The sequence below is a fragment of the Crocinitomix catalasitica ATCC 23190 genome, from assembly GCF_000621625.1.
GTDB lineage: Bacteria > Bacteroidota > Bacteroidia > Flavobacteriales_D > Crocinitomicaceae > Crocinitomix > Crocinitomix catalasitica.
The window spans coordinates 25,570-45,152 of record NZ_JHXV01000024.1; the positions used below are offsets into that span (position 1 = coordinate 25,570).

The following is a 19,583-nucleotide window of genomic DNA, read 5'->3' on the forward strand; positions in this document are numbered from 1 at the left end:
CTATATATCTGCAATGATTTCAATAAGGTCGTCTTTGTCTGTGATTTTTGTAGAAAGTTCCTCCATTTTAAATTTATGGTTGGACTTATTATAGACTTTTGAAATGTTCTCCTTACAAACGGCAACTTCGTTATCAGGCAGTATAGCCAAAATTTTAGGGTCAGCTTTCCGGTCAAGGTTAAATTTTTTCCAGTCACTGTATGGGAAGTTAATCACCACGTTTTCTTTTTCATAAATCACTACGACCATTGATTTTTCTTTTAAGTGGTTTTTATTACCAAAATCAAAGTCAGCAATCATTTCAATAGGTTCTTCCATTTGATGAATATAATCGAAGTTATAAAGGCCAAAACCAGAAATGGCCACCTCTCTTACATAGGGTTTTTGATTAAAATCTTGTTTCTTCGCGTATGCAACCTTGGCTTGTTTGAAATTTGTCATGGCCAAATCGAAATTGGCGCCCTCTAAAATTGCTTTAACCTGTGTTGTAAAGGATGTATTTGTGTTTTTGAGGGTAAGATAGTATTCGTAGGCTTTTTCATTCGTAGGCACCAAATCAAAAGATGTCCATTTATTATTCATTACCTTTTTATTTTTTCTTGGATCTAAACTATCATGCGAGCCAGTATATTCCCATACTACTGCATCAAACCCGTTGAGTTCATCATAGTCTGACAGTTCAAAATTAATGTCTAAAATAAACGAGTCACCCGATGATTTTTCTGGCTTTAAAGGAATTGTTTTTTTATCGAATTTTGTATTGTTTACAACTGGAGCACTAGGTGCTAGGTAAGACCATTCTCCAGATTTTTCATTAATTTGATAAAAATTCATTGGAATATCGCCAATATCAGAAGCTAAATTCATGTCAATCGACTTGTCTTTAGCTAAACTCACCACTTCTCCATTTTGATTCGCTTTTAAATCGAACATGCCAGCAGATTGAAAAGTGAAATTCGAACCTAGCGTATCATATTTCATTGGAATTCCAGAACTAATTATGTCATCTAACGAATGAAATTGTACAAATTTGACATCAACATTCCCTTTAATTAGAACGCCATTTTTATCAACCATTGCATTCGCTGGAATGGTAAAATTCGATCCGTTTGCTGCTGTAAGGTGATTGATTTTAGAAGGATCGATCGTGAATATAGTATCGTTATGAAAGTCTCCACTAAATGGAGGTTGGATACTAGAAATTATATTGTCTAATTGGTTTTGGCTATTGTCACAGCTATTAAAAAAGAACAATGTACAAGCACAATAAATGATTAATTGTTTCATGGTTAGGTTTTAAGGGATTCGAATTGTATAATGCGAATGCTAACTAAAAGTAACAATAGAAAGTTAGATATTATAGTATTCAACGAATTAAAGCGGTTGAATTAATACTTTTTAGGAAAATGTAACTTTATTTGGGTTGGTTCTTTAGTACAGCTACTACGGAGCGATTTTCTGTATCTTGATTTAATAATGAATGAGGTGCTGGTTTGTTCTTTTTGATTATTTATAATGCTCCTTATAATAATCTTGATATGCTCCAGAAGTGATATCATTCACCCAATCCTCATTATTTAAATACCAATCAACTGTTTTTTCAAGACCTTCTTCAAATTGAATTGAAGGTTCCCAATTTAATTCGTTTTTGATTTTATTGGCATCAATAGCATATCGGGCATCATGGCCAGCTCTATCTTTGACATACGTAATTAATCTGGCTGAAGACCCTGCTGCACGGTCTAGTTTTTTATCTAGGATACTACAAAGTAATTGCACCAAATCGATATTGGTCCACTCATTCCAGCCTCCAATATTGTAGGTCTCACCAGTTTTACCGGTGTGAAAAACAGTGTCAATCGCTTTTGCATGATCCTCCACCCATAACCAATCACGTACATTTTCACCTGTCCCATAAATGGGCAATGGTTTATTGTGAACGATATTGTTAATCATTAAAGGGATTAACTTTTCTGGGAATTGGTGAGATCCGTAATTGTTCGAACAATTCGATATTTTTAAGTTCATGCCATAAGTATGTGCATAAGCACGAGCAATATGATCAGAACTTGCTTTAGACGCTGAATAAGGACTTCTAGGATCGTAAGCAGTCTCTTCTGTAAAGAAACCTTCTTTTCCTAATGATCCGTATACCTCGTCCGTTGAAATATGGTAAAAAATATGGTCATCACTTTGCCAATTCGTACGTGCTACTTCTAATAAATTAGCGGTGCCAATAATATTTGTATTGATAAATTCCATTGGACCAGAAATGGAACGATCGACATGTGATTCTGCTGCCAAATGAATGACATCAGTGATTTTATGCTCAGTAAAAAGTGTTTGTAAAAAGGTGATATCGTTGATATCACCTTTTACAAATTTATAATTAGATTGATCTTGAATGTCAACTATATTTTCCAGATTTCCTGCGTAGGTTAATTTATCAAGGTTGATAATATTATAGTTTGGATATTTGTTGACGAATAAACGTACAACATGCGACCCAATAAACCCTGCACCTCCAGTAATTAAAATAGTTTTCATTCAATAAATATTAAAGACTCCAATAGTCGATATTAGAAATTTTTCCTTTGTAGATTCCTTTTAAATCAACGACAATTCCGTGGTCTCCTTTTAGCATATTACTAAAGTCAGCCTCAGAGAAAGTTGTATATTCTTTATGATTAACAGCTACAATAACAGCATCGTAATCATTCGTTGCTTTTTCAGCCAATCTAAATCCGTATTCAGCAAATAATTCCTCAGAATCGGCATGCGGATCGATTACATCAACCTTGCAAGCAAACGATTCTAATTCATTAATTACATCAATTATTTTAGAGTTTCTGATATCACTTACATCCTCTTTAAAAGTTGCTCCTAAAATCAATACTTTAGATTCCATAGGATTCTTCCCATGACCGATCATTTTCTTCACGGTTTGTTTTCCAACATAGAATCCCATTGAATCGTTCACATAACGTCCAGAATTGATGATTTTAGCGTGGTAACCAACTTGTTTCGCCTTATGCGTTAAGTAATACGGGTCAACACCGATACAGTGTCCACCAACCAAACCTGGTCTGAAATTTAAGAAATTCCATTTCGTTCCAGCCGCTTCCAAAACATCATAAGTATTGATGCCAAGTCGACCAAAAATGATTGACAATTCATTGATTAAGGCAATGTTTACATCACGTTGTGTGTTTTCAATAATTTTAGCTGCTTCAGCAACTTTAATTGATGCTGCGCGATGAACACCTGCAGTTACTACTAATTCGTAAGTTTTAGCAATATGCTCAGCAGAATCAGGATCACAACCAGAAGATACCTTAACAATAGAAGCTAAAGTATTTACTTTATCACCTGGATTAATTCTTTCAGGGGAATAACCAACTTTAAAATCATCTCTAAATTTTAATCCAGAAACTTCCTCTAAAACAGGAATACAATCCTCTTCAGTACATCCAGGATATACAGTTGATTCGTAAACTACATAATCACCTTTTTTAATTGCTAAACCAACAGTTTTACTTGCGCCAAGTAATGGCTTAAGGTCTGGTAATTTGCTAGAATCAATAGGAGTAGGGACAGCTACGATAAAAAATGTTGCTTCCTTTAATTTATCAATAGATGCAGTAAATTCGATATCAGTTCCTTCAAAATCAGAAGCAACTAATTCACTACTTGGATCAATATTATTTTGCATCATTTCGATGCGCTTTTCATTGATGTCAAATCCAATTACTTTAATTTGTTTTGCAAATTCTAAAGCGATCGGTAATCCAACATAACCAAGACCAATTACGGCTAATTTTGTTTCTTTATTAACGAGTTTTTCGTATATATTTTGACTCATCTTTCCTACTTTTATTTTGTGTTTTGTTTATCGCGTACTGCGTAAATTCTTTCAATTATTTCAACAACTTTTAGTCCTTCCAATGCATTTGTTGTTGGTTTTTTTCTCATTTTTAATGAGTCAACAACATTTTCAATGATGTAGTGATGATTTGCAGCAGACCCTTTATAGGTACCGTAATCATTCGCTGGGTTAGAAGGTGCTAATTCAGGCATTTTATAACCCTCGATATTACAAACATCAATTTCATTCATATACTGTCCACCTATCTTCACACTACCTTTTGTTCCGATAATAGTCATTGAGCTTTCTAAATTCGAATCCCATACTGCAGTAGAGTAGTTTAAACTTCCCATTCCACCTTTGATGAAGTCAAAATTAACAAAACCTGAATCTTCAAAATCGGTTGAATCTTTATGTGTAAAGTCAGCAAATCGACCTTGAATGTTTTCAATGTCACCAAATAGCCAATACATGATATCTATAAAGTGAGAGAATTGTGTGAACAAAGTTCCTCCATCTAAATGAGCAGTGCCTTTCCAGCCTCCTTTTTTATAATAACGATCATCTCTATTCCAGTAACAATTCAATTGTACCATTAAGATATCGCCCAATAAGTTTCTTTCCACAACATCTTTAATCCACTCTGAAGGAGGAGAATAACGGTTTTGCATAACACAAAACACTTGTTTAGAATGTTGTAAAGCTGTATAAATAACACTTTCACAAGCATCTTTTCTCAATCCCATTGGTTTTTCACAAACAACGTGATGATCTGCAGCCAAAGCCGCTTTTGCTTGGTCAGAATGTGCGCCATTAGGACTACAAATGTTTACCACATCATAGTCTAAACCGCTAGCTAAAAGTTCTTCAATCGAATTAAAAAATGGAATATCTTTAAATTCATCCAAACCTAATTCATTCGGGTCTTTAATATCTACTAATGCAATTAATTCAGATTCATCATTTCTATGAATCATCGTTGCGTGTCGTTTGCCGATATGGCCACAACCAACAACAGCAAATTTTACTTTTTGATCTTCTTTGATCATATTATTCGAGTTACTTTATTATTGTCTAATTTATACTTTTCGCCACTTGTTGGACAAGTCGCTTCGTTTTGCGCATTAAATTCTAGTTTTTCACCAAAAGTGCTCATCCAACCGATTTGTTTTGCTGGATTCCCAACCAATAATGCATAAGCTGGAACTTCTTTTGTTACGACTGCGCCTGCACCAATAAATGCATATTCACCAATCGGGTTTCCGCAAACAATTGTAGCATTGGCACCAATTGATGCGCCTTTTTTCACAACTGTCTTAAGGTATTCATTTTTTCTATTGACGGCAGATCTTGGATTGATAACATTTGTAAAAACCATTGAAGGTCCTAGAAATACATCATCTTCACAGATAACACCAGTATAAATAGAAACATTATTCTGAACCTTTACGTTGTTTCCTAGAACAACATCCGGAGATATCACAACATTCTGTCCGATATTACAATTCTCACCTAATACACAGTTCGGCATGATGTGCGAAAAATGCCAAATTTTAGTTCCATCACCAATTTTACAAGGTTGATCGATTACTGCTGTTTCATGTGCAAAATAGTCTGCCATTTAATTCTATTTGAGTCGAATAAGATTACTTAATAATGAACTTGTCAAAATTAATATGATCCTTTTCGTTAAGTTCTTCTGTTGTTAAGCCTTTAAAATAAGCATAAGTTCTTTTTAAACCTTCCGCTCTATCAATTTTCGGTTCCCAATTTAATAAAGTTCTAGCTTTTGTAATATCTGGCTGTCTTTGCTTAGGATCATCAACTGGTAAATCTTTATAAATAACTTTCTGATCAGTTCCTGTCAACTTAATAATTTCTTCAGCGAAATCACCGATAGAAATTTCGTTTGGATTACCAATATTAATAGGCATTGAAATGTCACTATGTAAAAGACGATAAATTCCTTCAACCAAATCATCTACATAGCAGAACGATCGCGTTTGAGAACCATCACCAAAAATTGTTAAATCCTCTCCACGTAATGCTTGTCCAATAAATGCAGGTAAAACACGCCCGTCATTTAGTCGCATTCTCGGTCCATAAGTATTAAAAATTCGAACGATTCGCGTTTCTACTTGGTGGAATGTATGATAGGCCATTGTAATCGCCTCTTGGAAACGTTTAGCTTCGTCATATACACCTCTTGGTCCAATAGGATTAACATGCCCCCAATATTCTTCGGTCTGTGGATGAACTTGAGGGTCTCCATAAACTTCAGATGTTGAAGCAATCATCAATCTTGCATTCTTAGCTTTTGCTAAACCTAAACAATTATGAATACCTAAAGAACCAACTTTTAAAGTTTGGATAGGAATTTTAAGATAATCAATTGGGCTTGCAGGCGAAGCAAAATGAAGGATATAATCTAATTGACCAGGAATATGAATAAACTTACTCACATCATGATTATAGAATTCGAAATTCTTCAACTTAAATAAGTGTTCAATATTCTTTAACCTTCCGGTTATTAAATTGTCCATACCAATTACATGGTAGCCTTCTTTAATAAAACGATCACAAAGGTGAGAACCTAAAAATCCAGCAGCCCCAGTGATTAATATTGTTTTAGTTGTATCCATTTTTAAGCTAAAATTGTTTCTCTACCAATACTTTCATAATAAAAACCTTTGCCTTTCATTTCTTTAAGGTCGAAAAGGTTTCTACCATCAAATATTTTAGGGGCATTTAATTTCTCTTTAATTTTATTGAAATCAGGATTTCTAAATGCGTTCCATTCGGTAGCGATTAACAAAGCGTCTTTATTATCTAAAGCATCGTATTGGTTTTCTACGAATTCAATTTTATTGTCGTAAATTCCTTTTACATTCTCCATTGCTTCAGGGTCAAACGCCGTGACAGTTGCTCCTGCAGCTAATAAAGCATCAATAATGAACAATGCAGGTGCTTCTCTAATGTCATCTGTATCTGGTTTAAAAGCCAATCCCCATAATGCAAAAGATTTATCTTTAAGATTACCATAATGGTTTTCTAACTTCTCGATTAATCTTAATTTTTGCTGGTTATTCACTTTAAGTACAGCATCTATAATTTGAAATTTATAATCAACTTCATTTCCAGATTTTACTAAGGCTTGAACATCCTTAGGGAAACAACTTCCTCCATATCCAATTCCAGGGAATAAAAATCGTTTACCAATTCGTGTATCAGAACCAATTCCAATTCGAACGGCATCAACGTCGGCACCAACCTTTTCACAGAAATTTGCAATTTCATTCATGAAAGTAATCTTTGTTGCCAAAAATGCATTCGCTGCATACTTTGTTAATTCCGCCGATTTTTCATCCATAAATAAAATAGGATTCCCTTGGCGAACAAAAGGTTTGTACAATTCCGTAAGCACTGCTCTTGCTTTATCTGAGTTTGTTCCAATAACAACTCTATCTGGTTTCATAAAATCATCGACAGCAAAACCTTCTCTTAAGAATTCAGGGTTTGACACAATATCAAAATCAACTGTTGCATTCGCAGCAACAGCAGCATGAACCTTATCAGCTGTTCCAACAGGTACAGTAGATTTGTCGATGATAACTTTATAATCAGTAATTAATTTACCCAATTGATCAGCAACGCTTAAAACATAGCTTAAATCAGCAGAACCATCCTCACCTGGAGGAGTAGGAAGTGCCAAGAAAATAATTTCGGCATCTTTAATTGAAGCAGCTAAATCTGTGCTAAATGTAAGTCTACCTTGTTTTATATTTCGTTCAAATAAAACGTCTAAATGTGGTTCGTAAATTGGAACAACACCAGATTTCATTTTATTTACTTTAGCCTCGTCAATGTCGACACAGATCACTTGGTTGCCATTTTCCGCGAAACAAGTTCCTGTTACTAATCCAACATAACCAGAGCCAATTACTGCAATATTTTTCATTTAATTAATTTATTTCGAATTTTTAATATAGTCTACTAAATTGCTGCAAATATAATTCAATTGTTCTGAATCTAACTCTGTATGCATTGGTAATGAGATTACTGATTCACAAAGTTCGTTTGTGATCGCAAAATCTTCATGTTTAAAGTTATCTGCGCCATATGCTTCTTGCGTATGCAGGGGCATTGGATAATAGATCATTGCAGGAATGCCTTTTTCTTGCATATAAGTTTGCAATTTAAATTGGTCAAGTCCTTTAATTTTTAAAGTATACTGGTGAAAAACATGTGTGCTGTTATCCGCAATTACAGGTGTTTCAATTTCTGCGATATTCTTAAAATAATCGTTGTAAAATTGAGCTGCTGTTTGTCTACTTTGAATGTAAGTATCAAGGTGTCTTAATTTAATTCTTAAAACCGCGGCCTGCACAGAATCTAATCTAGAATTCACTCCTAAACGATCATAATAATAACGTTTACCCATTCCATGATTCACAATTGAGCGAATAATCGCTGCTAATTTATCATCATTTGTGTATAAAGCACCACCGTCACCATAACAACCTAAGTTTTTTGATGGGAAAAACGATGTTGTACCAACGTTACCAATTGCTCCAGCGGCATGCTTTTCACCATCTTTTGTTGTATATACTGCACCAATCGCTTGAGCTGTATCTTCTACAACAAATAGATTATGTTCTTTCGCTATTTCCATGATAGCATCCATATTGGCACATTGACCAAATAAATGCACAGGAATGATTGCTTTTGTTTTTGGTGTGATCGCTTTTTTAATTGCTTCAATTGATATATTGAAATCATCACGGTTAACATCAACTAGAATTGGTGTTAGGTTCAAAAGTCCAATTACTTCAACAGTTGCTGCGAAAGTAAAATCACTTGTAATTACCTCGTCACCCGGTTTTAATCCAAGTGCCATCAAAGCAATTTGTAAAGCATCTGTTCCATTTGCACATGGAATGACATGTTTTACGTTTAAATATTGCTCAAGTTCGCTTTGGAAAGCCTTGACTTCTGGTCCATTAATGAACTGTGCCGTTTGAAAAACTTCTTGAGTAGCTGTATTTACTTCTGATTTGATCTTCTCATATTGAGTAACCAAATCGACCATTTGGATTTGTTTCATTTGTTAAATTACATTAATGAATTTCATAAACTTTGCGAATATAGCCATTTTTATCTGCTTATTGTCGTTTCTTTGAGGGGCTTTATTTAGTTTTGTATGATGAAATATTTTCTAATTTTAATTTTTTTTACCGTCAATTTTTCCTTCTCACAAGTGAATTTGAATGATGGACCAATTAATACTTTGCTTTTTGGTTTAAATTACAAGGCAAATTATACTGGTGGTGATCTTTCAAAAAAGTGGGGATTTACAAATCATTTAGGTGCAGATGTAAATTATAAATTCGAGAATAATGTCACAATTGGTCTTGATGGAGGTTTCCTTTTTGGTAAACAATTACGGTCTGATGACGCTTTTAAATATGTCATTAATTCTTTTGGTCAAATCACATCTTTGACTGGAGATCCTGCATCCGTTTTAATATTAATGAGAGGGGCAACAGCACATTTTGATTTTGGTTATGTTTTTAATCGTTTTGGTAACAATCCAAATTCTGGAATTTGGGTAAAAGCTGGGGGGGGATTTTTAATGCATAAAAGTCGAATTGAGAGTTTATATGACGATGTTCCACAGTTGGAAGGAGAGTATAGAAAAGGGTATGACGAATTGACAATGGGGGTTTCAACAAAGCAATTTGTAGGGTATTTATTTCAAGCGAATCGAAGGTTGATTAAAATGTATGCTGGATTTGAATTTGTGCAAGGTTTTACGAAAAATGTAAGGTCTTATAATTTTGCTTTAGGCGGACCAGATAATTCAAGTAAATTTGATATGATGTATGGGTTTAAAGTGGGATATATTATTCCAATTTATAAGCGAACAAGAACGCAATACTATACTGATTAATGGGAATGTTTTTCTATAATATTGGTGTCAATTTGTATGTGTTTTTTGTTAGCGTCTTCTCATTGTGGAATGAAAAAGCTAAAAAATGGATTGATGGTAGGGCGGATGTTTGGAGTAAGATAGAAAGTTTTAAAAGTAATGGTTCGCCTATTTATTGGTTTCACTGTGCAAGCTTGGGGGAGTTTGAACAAGGTCGGCCGATTATAGAATCGTTAAAACAAAAGGAGGCTTGCCAGATTGTTATAAGTTTTTTTTCACCTTCCGGATACGAGATTCGACAAAATTACGAATTAGCCGATTTGGTTGTTTATTTGCCAAAAGATAGCAAGGCAAACGCTCGAAAATTCCTTTCCACAATTCAACCGAAATCAATTTTTTTTGTAAAATATGAGTTTTGGGCGCATTATATTTTTGAAGCCCAAAAGTTAGAAATTCCTATCTATAGTGTTTCTGCGATCTTCAGAAAAAAGCAAATATTTTTTAAAGCCTATGGAGGGTTTATGCGAAAAGTACTAAAAGCTTTTGATGCCATTTTTGTTCAAGATACTCCGTCAGCAGAGATGCTGAAATCTATTGGGATAGATTCAATCATTGCTGGAGACACAAGGTATGATAGGGTGGTAGAAAACGCAAGTCGCGTGGAGCCTTACCCCTTGATTGAACGTTTTATTGATCAACAAAAAGTATTGGTTGTTGGTTCCTCTTGGGGGCAAGATGAAGTATTGCTCAAATTTTTGATAGATACACCAGAATTTAATTGGAAGGTTATTATTGCTCCGCACGAAATCCACGCATCGCACTTAAATCAAATTGAAGGGCTTTTTGAGAAGCGTATTGTTCGTTATTCGAACTTAAAAGCAGGATGTGAATCTGATATTCTCTTGATTGATAATATTGGCATGTTAATGAATGTTTATCAATACGCAAATATTGCTTATGTGGGCGGTGCTTTTGGTAAGGGGTTACATAATATATTAGAGCCTGCTAGTTTTGGCGTTCCTGTTATTTTTGGTCCTAATTATGATAAGTTCCAGGAGGCGAAAGATTTTATTGCAAATAGGATCGGTATTTCAATTCATGACAAAGCATCCCTGAAAATAGCCTTCGAGCATTTTAAAGTAAAAGATTTATCAGATCAAGTTCAAGCATTCATGAATGCTAAAACTGGTGCTACCAATATTATTTTGGAAAAAATTTAGGTCTAATTATTTTTTGACCAATACAGATTCGCAATCAAAAGTTAATTCAATTATGTCTTCTGTGATAGCATCTATTTCTTCTTGACTTACTTCGCCACCTGCTTCAATCTCATCTTCCAATAAGTGCTTTTGCATAGCAATTGAAGTTGTGTCTTGAATTGCATTTCCATATAAAATCACTTCCGTTCCACTTGCTGTTTCAATTGGAATAGTGAAGTGGTCTCTAAAGAAAACACGAATTGATTCATCGTTATTATCTTTAAAAGTGATCCAACAACCAGCTTTTTGACAAACTTGATCAATAGAAACTTTTACTTTACCTTCAAATGAACCTGAATTGTTCACTTCTGCAATCATTTCGTCGATTCCTGCAGTTTCACCATCAGCTGTGATCTCAGAATGACCATATAAAACATAATCACCTTTATCAACACCATCAAAAGCTAATGATGCTTCCTCTTCAATTTCTTCTTCAATAATTTCCTCAGTTGCATTTGCTTCGGTTGCAATCTCTGTTTCAGCTTCTTCAGTCCCTCCACAAGAGAAAATTAGAAAAGCTGATAATACTACTGGTGTGATAATTGAAAATTTCATATGTCTATATTTTATGAAGACAAAGATAAAGAATTTAATTTTAACTTATTTTTAATCCGTTTTTAGAAGTTTGAGAAAGTGTCAATAGGTTAACGTCCGAACCATCAACCGCTCCAAGAATTAAACATTCGCTCATGGTTTGAGCAATTTGTTTTGGTGGGAAATTGACCACGGCAACAATTTGTTGTCCAATTAATTCGTTAATTTTATATCTTTCAGTGATTTGGGCAGAACTCTTTTTAATGCCGATTGTGCCAAAATCAATTTCTAAAATATAAGCAGGTTTCTTTGCCTTTTCGTTTATCGAAGCATTTATGATTGTGCCAACGCGAAGATCGATTTTTTCAAAATCAGACCAGCCAATTAAATCCTTAATCATGGGGTGATTAGTTTAAATCCAACCCCGTGAATATTGTTTATTTCAACACGCTCATCAATTTTTAAATACTTCCTTAATTTCGTTATAAAAACATCTAAACTTCTCCCAACAAAATAATCATCTTGACCCCAAACAGCGTTTAATACGATGTCTCTTGTTAGAACCTTATTCCTGTTTTGAACCAAAAGCAATAGAATCTGGGATTCCTTTTTAGTCAGTTTTTTGGAAGGTTCTGTTTTAAAATCAAGTTTATAATTTTCTGAATCAAAAGAAATGTCACCCAATTGAAAAACTGTTTTAACCTCTATTTCATCAATCAAGTTCACTCTTTTTAATATCGCTTTAACACGCAATAAGAATTCTTCGGTACTAAATGGTTTTGTGATATAGTCATCTGCGCCAGATTTAAAACCTTCGACCTTGTCTTCTTGTTGATTTTTAGCGGATAAAAATAGAATTGGTACACTAGAATTTAATTTACGAATGTCTTTTGCCAATGTAAAGCCATCTTTTTTTGGCATCATTACATCGAGAATACATAAGTGATAAGTTTTTTCGTTGAATTTTTGAAGACCGTCTGATCCATTAGTACTCAGGCAAACATCATATCCTTCATTTTTCAATTGGTCTTGAACAACAAAGCCTAGATTAATATCGTCCTCTACTAAAAGTATTTTGATTTTTTGTGTCATATATTATTCGTTTAGGGGAAATGTAATTGTAAATTCACTTCCTTTACCAACAGTGCTTTTTACTTGAATGTTACCATTCATTTTGTCGACAATTGTTTTAACATAGAATAACCCTAAACCAAAACCTTTAACGTCGTGCAGATTTCCAGTAGAAACACGATAGAATTTATCAAAGATATACTTCATGTTTTCACGAGATATACCTTTTCCATTATCTTCAATAATAATTTGTAGTTTCTGCTTTATATTCTTTGTTGTAATTAAAATGTTCGGCGTTTTATCGCAATATTTTATTGCATTGTCAATGAGGTTGTGTATTACGTTTGTAATATGTACTTCATCTCCCAAAACCAACGTGTTTGTTGCTTCTGGGGTGTATGTGATAGTTCCAGAAATTTCTTCTAGTTGATTGTATTGAAAATTTTCTTTAGCCTCTTCAAGAATCTCATCTAAATTGAGGACTTCATAATTAAAGTCGATTTCATTTTGATCCATATTCGCAACGTTCAACACACGTTCAACTTGCGACTCTAATCTCTTATTCTCTTTATAAATAATACTGGCATAACGCAATAATTTGTCGGGATCCTCATTTTGATCCAAATTCATTAAGGTTTCACTCGATATCCTAATTGTAGCAATTGGAGTTTTCAACTCATGGGTCATGTTGTTTATAAAATCGTTCTTAATTTCAGATAGTTTTTTCTGTTTGAAGAGAATAGAGACCGAGAAACTAAAAAACACAATTATGAATAGGATGATTGCTATTAAATAATACCAAGGGGTTACAGGATTCGGTAGTTTACTGAGGCTTATGTTTTCCATTGTAGGAAAAGCTACTGAAAAATAATGTAAATCAGTGTCTAGCTTAAGTTGAAGGTTCTTATTTAGTTTTGCATCGCTATGTTTATGAGAATTGCTAAAGGTTGAATCACCTTTAAAGTGCATATATTCTCCATACACAATACTGTCTGAAAAACAGTTGTAAATACCGTACTGAAAGTCCTTTTTTATATTGTGATTATAAAATTCTCTTTTTAATAATTGCTCCAATAAAAATGGATGTAAAGTATCCTGCAATTCTACCGTGAAATAGTTTGAAGTTATTTGTTTAACATTTTCGAATAGGTCACCAGGTTGATGATTAATTCTCTGAATTTCTGAAGCAACCTCCTTTAAAGCAATATTAACTTGATCATTAAACTGCGCTTTTCGAATACTGTCTTGCTTGTTCTGAATTGACAGGTTTGTTTCCTGGAATTCAATATTTTTTTTTATCCAGAAAAACTGAATGGTTAGGATGCTTATTATTGAAGCGATTCCTAAAAAAATTACGGTTCGTAGATTTTTGTTACTCATTGGTAGATAAAGTTAAGGGTAATATATTTAATCATCTAAAATCAAGTACCTTTTAAGTCGTTTTTAACTAAAAATTAAGAAAAATGGCAGTAATGAAAGTAATAGAGGTGTTATCTAGTTCACCTAAAAGTTGGGAAGATGCAACAGCAAAAGCTGTAAAACAAGCTTCAAAATCCTTGAAAAATATTAAATCAGTCTACGTTCAAGAGCAAAGTGCTGTAGTAGAAGATGGTAAAGTGACAGAGTATAGATTGAATTTAAAGCTGACTTTCCAGGTGAATTAATTCGATTTTACGGAATTCTATTAAAAAAGTGTATCGCTAGGTACACTTTTTTTATGGCTTATGGTAAAGTAATTCGGTGCGTAACTCTTGTTTATTTCCCTTCATATCTATTGCGATAATATTGATGAAGTTTTTACCTTCAACTAGAATTTTTTTTGATCTTTTGTCTAAAGGGATAATGTATCTCTTTTTGCGTCGATCCCAATTTGTAAGTACCCAGGATCCGTTTAAATAAGCTGCAAAGGTTTTAATTCCTGATAAGTTGTCCTCAATTGTTAATTCGAGGGTTGAGAATTTACTGATATCCTTTCCTTTTGAAAAGTCTAAAGGTTGAATTATTGGTGCGATCGAGTCAATAACTAAAATGAACTTTCCGAATTGTTTCGAAGCAGTCTCTACCCAGTCATCAATATAAAAACCGCCTAAAAATGAAAGTCTATTTCTGTCATCTAAAACACCAATCCCAAGTTTAAATCTATTAACGTCTGTTAATTCAGTTGGAACTTTAATTCGTAGATCATATCTCTTCTGTACCGGAATAGTGCTTTCAGAAAATTCGTAAATCGGACTCAAATATTTTGAAATAGTATCTTTTCTGTAAGTTTTTTGTAGCGGTTCATAAAAAGTACCAGGTTCCATTAAAACTTGGAAGTCTTCTTTTAAGAAAGTATTTACACTATCAGGAAAATAGTAAGCATTTGTATTTGATAGTGGGTTTTTAGCAGGTTTTGCTGTTGGTGCATTTAATTCGAATTTCACATTTTCTTTATTCCCATGTACATCGTATGCGATAAAGTTATAGTGGGATGCTGCATTGTTCCAAGAGATTTTACCTTCGTTTATTTTATAAATATTTAAAGGGTTAAGATCCGTTTTAAAATGTTTATGGATATTCTTTTTTTCCTGTTTAAACGAATAGTAGTCCTGATGAGAATTGAGGTATCGATTATTGTCAAAGTTGATATAATTAATCACTTGCTCTTGTACAGTGGTGTCATTTCTGTTGAGCACAGTATGATGTATTCCGCAAGTGTTATAAGCTGCGTCTAATTTGTCTGTTGTGTGAAACCCAAACCCTAAATAAGAGTTTTCTGTATAAAGGTTATCTATGTTGATAGGTTTGTCATTATTTATTACCCAATTGTCCCCTTTTTTAGTGCAAGTATAATAAGTTGATTTTCCAGGAATCAAATAACCTTGATTTGAAACCGCGTATAATTTTATTCCTCGAATATCTGGTGGACGGTTGTCTGCGATTAGGTCTCTATAACATTTAAACAAAAGAGGGTTGAGCGCATGTTCAGATTTCGTTTCTCTAATTTCAAAATGAAGATGTGGGGCACTTGATCCACCTGAATTACCCGAATATGCAATTAATTCACCTTTTTTTACGAAAACAGAATCTGAAAGTACAATTTCATCGACTTGAAAAGCTTCATTTTTTTGTTGGTGCATGTAGATAAGGTCATCGATTTTATCAGGAAAAGCACTTAAATGTGCGTATACACTTGTTAGTCCGTTCGGATGATCGATATAGAGGGCTTTACCATATCCCCATTCTGAAATTCGTACTCTAGACACATAACCATCTTCAATTGCTAATATTTCATGACCTTCAACACCTTGAGTTTTAATGTCTAACCCAGTATGAAAATGATTGCTTCGCATTTCACCAAAATTTCCAGCAAGAATGAGTGGTATATTTACAGGGGATCGCAGGTTTAGCGTATTGTACGCAATGTTTGCGTGTGCATCATGTTGAGCGATGGAGTGGAACGAGAATAAAATAAATGCTAGGGCAATTTTATACATGAATTCAATTGTTTTTGAATGGCTTGCAACAAAATTAATACCATTGAGGATATTTAGACTTATCTTAACACTATCTTATTAAAAATTTCTTTTTGATAAAACGTTTAAGTTTCCTTTGAAATTGGATTCCTGAATTGTATTTTTGTAACTTGAAATTTTGAATTTTTTGGAAGAACAATGTCTCAGACAAAGCAATTACTTGACGATTTAAATAAAAAGGTTGAATCACTTTTTTCTAAGCTGAAAAATGTTGAGGAAGAATCTGTATTAAAAACTCAAGAGATTGATAGTTTAAAGACAGCGTTAAAAAATAAAAATGAGTCTTATGATAGGTTACAAGTTAAATTGGATCAAATAGGTTCAGTTCAACCTGAAGCTCCGAAAGAAGACTTGAAATTTAAAATTGACGAAATGGTAAAAGAAATAGATAGATGTATTTCATTGCTAAAAGTGTAGAAAATGATGGATAAGATAGCCTTAAAAGTAATTATTGCGGGTCGAACTTATCCTTTGACCATAAAGACGGAAGAAGAAGAAGCGATTCGCAAAGCTGCTGATCGAATAAATTCGAATATTAAAAAACTTCAAGGCAGTTACGCTGTGAAAGATATGCAAGATTTGTTAGCAATGACAGCCTTACAAATTGCTTTGCAAGCTAAGCCCGATGCTGGTCAACAAGATCAGGAACTACACCAAGTAAATCAAGACATCAAATCTATTATTGATAAAATTGACGAGGTTCTATAGTTAAAGAATCTATCTGTCAGGTTTTATACCATTTTGTACTTGGGCAATAAGGTCAGGGACGTGTAGGGGAAAATAATTAATTAAGTATAAAAATATGGATATATTAAATATCGTCATCGGACTAGTAATTGGACTTGTAGGTGGTGGAGCAATAGTTTTTTTATTACAAAAAAGTGTTTTAAAAGGAAAAGCTGAGAATATAGTTAAAGAAGCAGAGGCAGAAGGAGAAGCGATCAAGAAGGATAAAGTACTTCAAGCAAAAGAACGTTTTTTGCAATTAAAGGAAGAGCATGAAAAAGCTGTTCGAAATCGCGAAAGAACTGTTCAAAGTCTTGAAGATAAGACGAAGAGTAAGGAAAAAAATCTAAATCAAAAATTAGAAGAGGTTAATCGTAAAGATAAAGAAGTTGATGGGTATAAAAATGATGTCACTGAGCAATTGGCAGTAATCAATACCAAGAAGAATGAAATAATTAAGTTACATCAGAAGCAAGTAAATGAGTTGGCTAAAATTTCTGGATATTCTCCAGATGAGGCTAAAGCGACAATGATGGATGCTTTAAAAGATGAAGCTAGAACGGATGCAATGTCTTATATAAAAGATATTGTTGATGAGGCTAAGATTACTGCTTCGGGTGAAGCTAAGAAGATTGTCGTTCAAGCAATTCAAAGAGTTGCAACGGAACAAGCAATTGAAAATTCAGTATCTATTTTTAGAATTGAAAGCGACGAAATGAAAGGTCGTATTATTGGTCGAGAAGGTAGAAATATTAGAGCGCTAGAAGCTGCAACAGGTGTTGAAATTATTGTTGATGATACACCAGAAGCAATCATCCTTTCTTGTTTTGATTCAGTAAGACGTGAAGTTGCAAGATTGGCTTTACATCAATTGGTGTCTGATGGAAGAATTCATCCTGCACGAATAGAAGAAGTTGTTGCTAAAACTAAAAAATCATTAAACGAAGAGATTGTTGAAACAGGTCGTCGAACTTGTATCGATTTAGGTATACATGGTTTACATCCGGAGCTAATGCGAATGGTTGGTCGAATGAAATACAGGTCTTCTTACGGACAAAACTTATTACAACACAGTAGAGAAGTTGCCAATTTATGTGCTATAATGGCTGCAGAATTAGGTCTGAATGTTAAAGTTGCTAAAAGAGCAGGTCTTTTACATGATATAGGAAAAGTATCTGAAGATGAGCCGGAATTACCGCATGCTATTTTAGGTATGAAATTGGCTGAGAAACATGGTGAAAAACCAGATGTTTGTAATGCAATTGGAGCTCACCACGACGAGATAGAAATGACAACATTAATTTCACCGATCATTCAGGTTTGTGATGCTGTATCGGGCGCTAGGCCAGGTGCAAGACGTGAAATTGCTGAATCATATATAAAACGAATTAAAGAGCTTGAAACAGTAGCTTTAGGCTTTGATGGTGTAATTAAGTCTTACGCTATTCAAGCAGGTAGAGAATTACGTGTGATGGTTGAAAGTGAAAAAGTAAACGATCAACGTGCGGATGAATTATCATTTGTAATTTCTCAGAAAATACAAAATGAAATGACTTATCCAGGTCAAGTAAAGGTTACAGTGATTAGAGAAAAAAGAGCGGTACATTACGCTAAATAGTATTAAACGACGATTCGTCACATAAAGGAGTGTCATGCAGAGAATATTGGTAACTGGTGGAGCAGGATTTATAGGGAGTAATCTTTGTGAGCACTTTTTAGAACTTGGTTATAAGGTAAGATGTGTAGATAATTTTCTAACTGGAAGAAAATCTAATATTGAAGGTCTTTTAAGTCATGCGAATTTCGAATTTTTAGAAGGTGATATTCTGGATGTTGATTTTATGTCAACTGTGCTTTTAGATGTAGATATTGTATCTCATCAAGCAGCGTTAGGCTCAGTGCCACGATCTATTGCTAATCCTGTTAGAACGAATGAAATTAATGCACATGGATTTTTAAACGTCTTAACTTTGGCCAAAGATGCCGGTGTTAAACGTTTTGTTTACGCTTCAAGTTCCTCAGTGTATGGCGATTCTCAAAAGAGTCCTAAAATCGAAGAAGAACTGGGGAAACCATTGTCTCCATATGCTGTTTCTAAATTAACGAATGAGCTTTATGGTAGAGTATTTAATCAACTCTACGGAATGGAAACAATTGGACTAAGGTATTTTAATGTATTTGGAAAGAATCAAGATCCAAACGGTGTTTATGCCGCAGCAATTCCAAAATTTATTCAATTATTCTTAGACGGTGAAGCTCCGACTATTTTTGGTGATGGATCCCAAACAAGAGATTTTACTTATATAAAAAATGTTATCCATGCTAATCAGTGTGCGGTTGAATCAATAAATCAAGAGGCATTTGGAGAAGCGTTTAATGTCGCATGTGGCGATTCTTTCGACTTAAATGAGGTCGTTAATATTTTAAAGTCAAACCTAATTAGTATTGATAAGCGAATTGAGGAAATACAACCAATTTACGTCGACGTACGTAAAGGAGATATCAAAGACTCGTTAGCTAATATTTCTAAGATTAAAAATCTATTGAATTATAAAGTTCAGCTTAACTTTGCAGAGGGAATGAAGGAATATATTAAAGTTATGTCAGTAAAAAATATCGACCAGAATTAATTTTTTAATCCTGGATTTTCTTTTGATAGAATTTATTGTTAGTAATGTATTTAA

General features: G+C 33.8%; 20 protein-coding genes. 7 read left to right on the forward strand and 13 right to left on the reverse strand.

Translation table 11 applies throughout. The features are described from left to right. From T367_RS0113740 to T367_RS0113775, 8 genes are all read right to left on the reverse strand, one after another. Nucleotides 1-1,287 (reverse strand): hypothetical protein, encoded by a 1,287-nt coding sequence (locus T367_RS0113740; RefSeq protein WP_027420370.1) that lies wholly within the window; start codon nucleotides 1,285-1,287, stop codon nucleotides 1-3. A gap of 219 nt (nucleotides 1,288-1,506) precedes the next feature. Then, nucleotides 1,507-2,547 (reverse strand): dTDP-glucose 4,6-dehydratase, encoded by a 1,041-nt coding sequence (gene rfbB / locus T367_RS0113745; protein ID WP_027420371.1) that lies wholly within the window; start codon nucleotides 2,545-2,547, stop codon nucleotides 1,507-1,509. Nucleotides 2,548-2,557: 10 nt separating this feature from the next. Further along, nucleotides 2,558-3,862, reverse strand: coding sequence for a nucleotide sugar dehydrogenase (locus T367_RS0113750; RefSeq protein WP_211252711.1), 1,305 nt, complete (start codon nucleotides 3,860-3,862; stop codon nucleotides 2,558-2,560). Between the two features lie 11 nt (nucleotides 3,863-3,873). Next, on the reverse strand, nucleotides 3,874-4,914 hold the full coding sequence (locus T367_RS0113755; RefSeq protein ID WP_027420373.1) for a Gfo/Idh/MocA family protein: 1,041 nt from the start codon (nucleotides 4,912-4,914) through the stop codon (nucleotides 3,874-3,876). After that, nucleotides 4,911-5,486, reverse strand: coding sequence for an acyltransferase (locus T367_RS0113760; protein ID WP_027420374.1), 576 nt, complete (start codon nucleotides 5,484-5,486; stop codon nucleotides 4,911-4,913). The genes T367_RS0113755 and T367_RS0113760 overlap by 4 nt, the downstream gene beginning before the upstream one ends. Before the next feature lie 25 nt (nucleotides 5,487-5,511). Continuing rightward, on the reverse strand, nucleotides 5,512-6,507 hold the full coding sequence (locus tag T367_RS0113765) for a UDP-glucuronic acid decarboxylase family protein (RefSeq protein WP_027420375.1): 996 nt from the start codon (nucleotides 6,505-6,507) through the stop codon (nucleotides 5,512-5,514). A gap of 2 nt (nucleotides 6,508-6,509) precedes the next feature. Further along, the gene (locus tag T367_RS0113770; protein ID WP_027420376.1) at nucleotides 6,510-7,823 is read right to left on the reverse strand and encodes a UDP-glucose dehydrogenase family protein; all 1,314 of its coding nucleotides are present in this window, start codon (nucleotides 7,821-7,823) and stop codon (nucleotides 6,510-6,512) included. Between the two features lie 9 nt (nucleotides 7,824-7,832). Beyond that, nucleotides 7,833-8,969: a DegT/DnrJ/EryC1/StrS family aminotransferase gene (locus T367_RS0113775; protein WP_027420377.1), complete on the reverse strand. Its 1,137-nt coding sequence runs from the start codon at nucleotides 8,967-8,969 to the stop codon at nucleotides 7,833-7,835. 99 nt (nucleotides 8,970-9,068) lie between these two features. Here T367_RS0113775 and T367_RS0113780 point away from each other — a divergent pair, with 99 nt between their 5' ends. Together T367_RS0113780 and T367_RS0113785 are read left to right on the forward strand one after the other, a co-directional pair. Then, nucleotides 9,069-9,815, forward strand: a complete 747-nt coding sequence (locus T367_RS0113780; RefSeq protein WP_157454240.1) for a hypothetical protein — start codon at nucleotides 9,069-9,071, stop codon at nucleotides 9,813-9,815. Nucleotides 9,816-9,820: 5 nt separating this feature from the next. Next, a complete protein-coding gene (locus tag T367_RS0113785) occupies nucleotides 9,821-11,014 on the forward strand; it encodes a 3-deoxy-D-manno-octulosonic acid transferase (protein WP_035844115.1) in 1,194 nt (397 codons plus the stop codon). A gap of 6 nt (nucleotides 11,015-11,020) precedes the next feature. Here the strand turns inward: T367_RS0113785 and T367_RS24050 are convergent, their stop codons facing one another. Genes T367_RS24050 through T367_RS0113805 form a run of 4 tightly spaced genes read right to left on the reverse strand, consistent with a single transcriptional unit; the run spans nucleotide 11,021 to nucleotide 14,038 of the window. Further along, nucleotides 11,021-11,608, reverse strand: a complete 588-nt coding sequence (locus T367_RS24050; RefSeq protein ID WP_051568557.1) for a DUF4920 domain-containing protein — start codon at nucleotides 11,606-11,608, stop codon at nucleotides 11,021-11,023. Nucleotides 11,609-11,648: 40 nt separating this feature from the next. Next, nucleotides 11,649-11,987 carry a tRNA-binding protein gene (locus tag T367_RS0113795; protein WP_027420380.1) on the reverse strand — a complete coding sequence of 113 codons (339 nt, stop codon included), beginning with the start codon at nucleotides 11,985-11,987 and terminating at the stop codon, nucleotides 11,649-11,651. Then, a complete protein-coding gene (locus T367_RS0113800) occupies nucleotides 11,984-12,679 on the reverse strand; it encodes a response regulator transcription factor (RefSeq protein WP_027420381.1) in 696 nt (231 codons plus the stop codon). Before T367_RS0113800 ends, T367_RS0113795 begins: the two co-directional genes overlap by 4 nt. 3 nt (nucleotides 12,680-12,682) lie before the next feature. Next, nucleotides 12,683-14,038: a sensor histidine kinase gene (locus tag T367_RS0113805; RefSeq protein ID WP_027420382.1), complete on the reverse strand. Its 1,356-nt coding sequence runs from the start codon at nucleotides 14,036-14,038 to the stop codon at nucleotides 12,683-12,685. Nucleotides 14,039-14,121: 83 nt separating this feature from the next. Between T367_RS0113805 and T367_RS0113810 the strand changes: the two genes are divergently transcribed. Then, nucleotides 14,122-14,322 carry a dodecin family protein gene (locus T367_RS0113810; protein ID WP_027420383.1) on the forward strand — a complete coding sequence of 67 codons (201 nt, stop codon included), beginning with the start codon at nucleotides 14,122-14,124 and terminating at the stop codon, nucleotides 14,320-14,322. A 51-nt stretch (nucleotides 14,323-14,373) separates the two neighbouring features. Here T367_RS0113810 and T367_RS0113815 read toward each other — a convergent pair whose 3' ends face one another. Continuing rightward, nucleotides 14,374-16,134, reverse strand: coding sequence for a M23 family metallopeptidase (locus T367_RS0113815; protein ID WP_027420384.1), 1,761 nt, complete (start codon nucleotides 16,132-16,134; stop codon nucleotides 14,374-14,376). A 177-nt stretch (nucleotides 16,135-16,311) separates the two neighbouring features. Here T367_RS0113815 and T367_RS0113820 point away from each other — a divergent pair, with 177 nt between their 5' ends. The 4 genes from T367_RS0113820 to T367_RS0113835 all read left to right on the forward strand — a co-directional run bounded on the left by T367_RS0113820 (nucleotide 16,312) and on the right by T367_RS0113835 (nucleotide 19,529). After that, the gene (locus tag T367_RS0113820; RefSeq protein WP_027420385.1) at nucleotides 16,312-16,590 is read left to right on the forward strand and encodes a hypothetical protein; all 279 of its coding nucleotides are present in this window, start codon (nucleotides 16,312-16,314) and stop codon (nucleotides 16,588-16,590) included. A 3-nt stretch (nucleotides 16,591-16,593) separates the two neighbouring features. After that, nucleotides 16,594-16,881: a cell division protein ZapA gene (locus T367_RS0113825; RefSeq protein ID WP_027420386.1), complete on the forward strand. Its 288-nt coding sequence runs from the start codon at nucleotides 16,594-16,596 to the stop codon at nucleotides 16,879-16,881. Nucleotides 16,882-16,975: 94 nt separating this feature from the next. Further along, nucleotides 16,976-18,517, forward strand: a complete 1,542-nt coding sequence (rny, locus tag T367_RS0113830; protein ID WP_027420387.1) for a ribonuclease Y — start codon at nucleotides 16,976-16,978, stop codon at nucleotides 18,515-18,517. Nucleotides 18,518-18,551: 34 nt separating this feature from the next. Then, complete coding sequence (locus T367_RS0113835) at nucleotides 18,552-19,529, forward strand: NAD-dependent epimerase/dehydratase family protein (RefSeq protein WP_027420388.1); 978 nt, start codon at nucleotides 18,552-18,554, stop codon at nucleotides 19,527-19,529. Nucleotides 19,530-19,583 lie beyond the last annotated feature (54 nt).

Bases quoted from the DNA above. Each gene is read 5' to 3' on its own strand.
- T367_RS0113740 (WP_027420370.1), bottom strand. From the start codon at position 1,287: ATGAAACAATTAATCATTTATTGTGCTTGTACATTGTTCTTTTTTAAT.
- rfbB (WP_027420371.1), bottom strand. From the start codon at position 2,547: ATGAAAACTATTTTAATTACTGGAGGTGCAGGGTTTATTGGGTCGCAT.
- T367_RS0113750 (WP_211252711.1), bottom strand. From the start codon at position 3,862: ATGAGTCAAAATATATACGAAAAACTCGTTAATAAAGAAACAAAATTA.
- T367_RS0113755 (WP_027420373.1), bottom strand. From the start codon at position 4,914: ATGATCAAAGAAGATCAAAAAGTAAAATTTGCTGTTGTTGGTTGTGGC.
- T367_RS0113760 (WP_027420374.1), bottom strand. From the start codon at position 5,486: ATGGCAGACTATTTTGCACATGAAACAGCAGTAATCGATCAACCTTGT.
- T367_RS0113765 (WP_027420375.1), bottom strand. From the start codon at position 6,507: ATGGATACAACTAAAACAATATTAATCACTGGGGCTGCTGGATTTTTA.
- T367_RS0113770 (WP_027420376.1), bottom strand. From the start codon at position 7,823: ATGAAAAATATTGCAGTAATTGGCTCTGGTTATGTTGGATTAGTAACA.
- T367_RS0113775 (WP_027420377.1), bottom strand. From the start codon at position 8,969: ATGAAACAAATCCAAATGGTCGATTTGGTTACTCAATATGAGAAGATC.
- T367_RS0113780 (WP_157454240.1), top strand. From the start codon at position 9,069: ATGAAATATTTTCTAATTTTAATTTTTTTTACCGTCAATTTTTCCTTC.
- T367_RS0113785 (WP_035844115.1), top strand. From the start codon at position 9,821: ATGTTTTTCTATAATATTGGTGTCAATTTGTATGTGTTTTTTGTTAGC.
- T367_RS24050 (WP_051568557.1), bottom strand. From the start codon at position 11,608: ATGAAATTTTCAATTATCACACCAGTAGTATTATCAGCTTTTCTAATT.
- T367_RS0113795 (WP_027420380.1), bottom strand. From the start codon at position 11,987: ATGATTAAGGATTTAATTGGCTGGTCTGATTTTGAAAAAATCGATCTT.
- T367_RS0113800 (WP_027420381.1), bottom strand. From the start codon at position 12,679: ATGACACAAAAAATCAAAATACTTTTAGTAGAGGACGATATTAATCTA.
- T367_RS0113805 (WP_027420382.1), bottom strand. From the start codon at position 14,038: ATGAGTAACAAAAATCTACGAACCGTAATTTTTTTAGGAATCGCTTCA.
- T367_RS0113810 (WP_027420383.1), top strand. From the start codon at position 14,122: ATGGCAGTAATGAAAGTAATAGAGGTGTTATCTAGTTCACCTAAAAGT.
- T367_RS0113815 (WP_027420384.1), bottom strand. From the start codon at position 16,134: ATGTATAAAATTGCCCTAGCATTTATTTTATTCTCGTTCCACTCCATC.
- T367_RS0113820 (WP_027420385.1), top strand. From the start codon at position 16,312: ATGTCTCAGACAAAGCAATTACTTGACGATTTAAATAAAAAGGTTGAA.
- T367_RS0113825 (WP_027420386.1), top strand. From the start codon at position 16,594: ATGATGGATAAGATAGCCTTAAAAGTAATTATTGCGGGTCGAACTTAT.
- rny (WP_027420387.1), top strand. From the start codon at position 16,976: ATGGATATATTAAATATCGTCATCGGACTAGTAATTGGACTTGTAGGT.
- T367_RS0113835 (WP_027420388.1), top strand. From the start codon at position 18,552: ATGCAGAGAATATTGGTAACTGGTGGAGCAGGATTTATAGGGAGTAAT.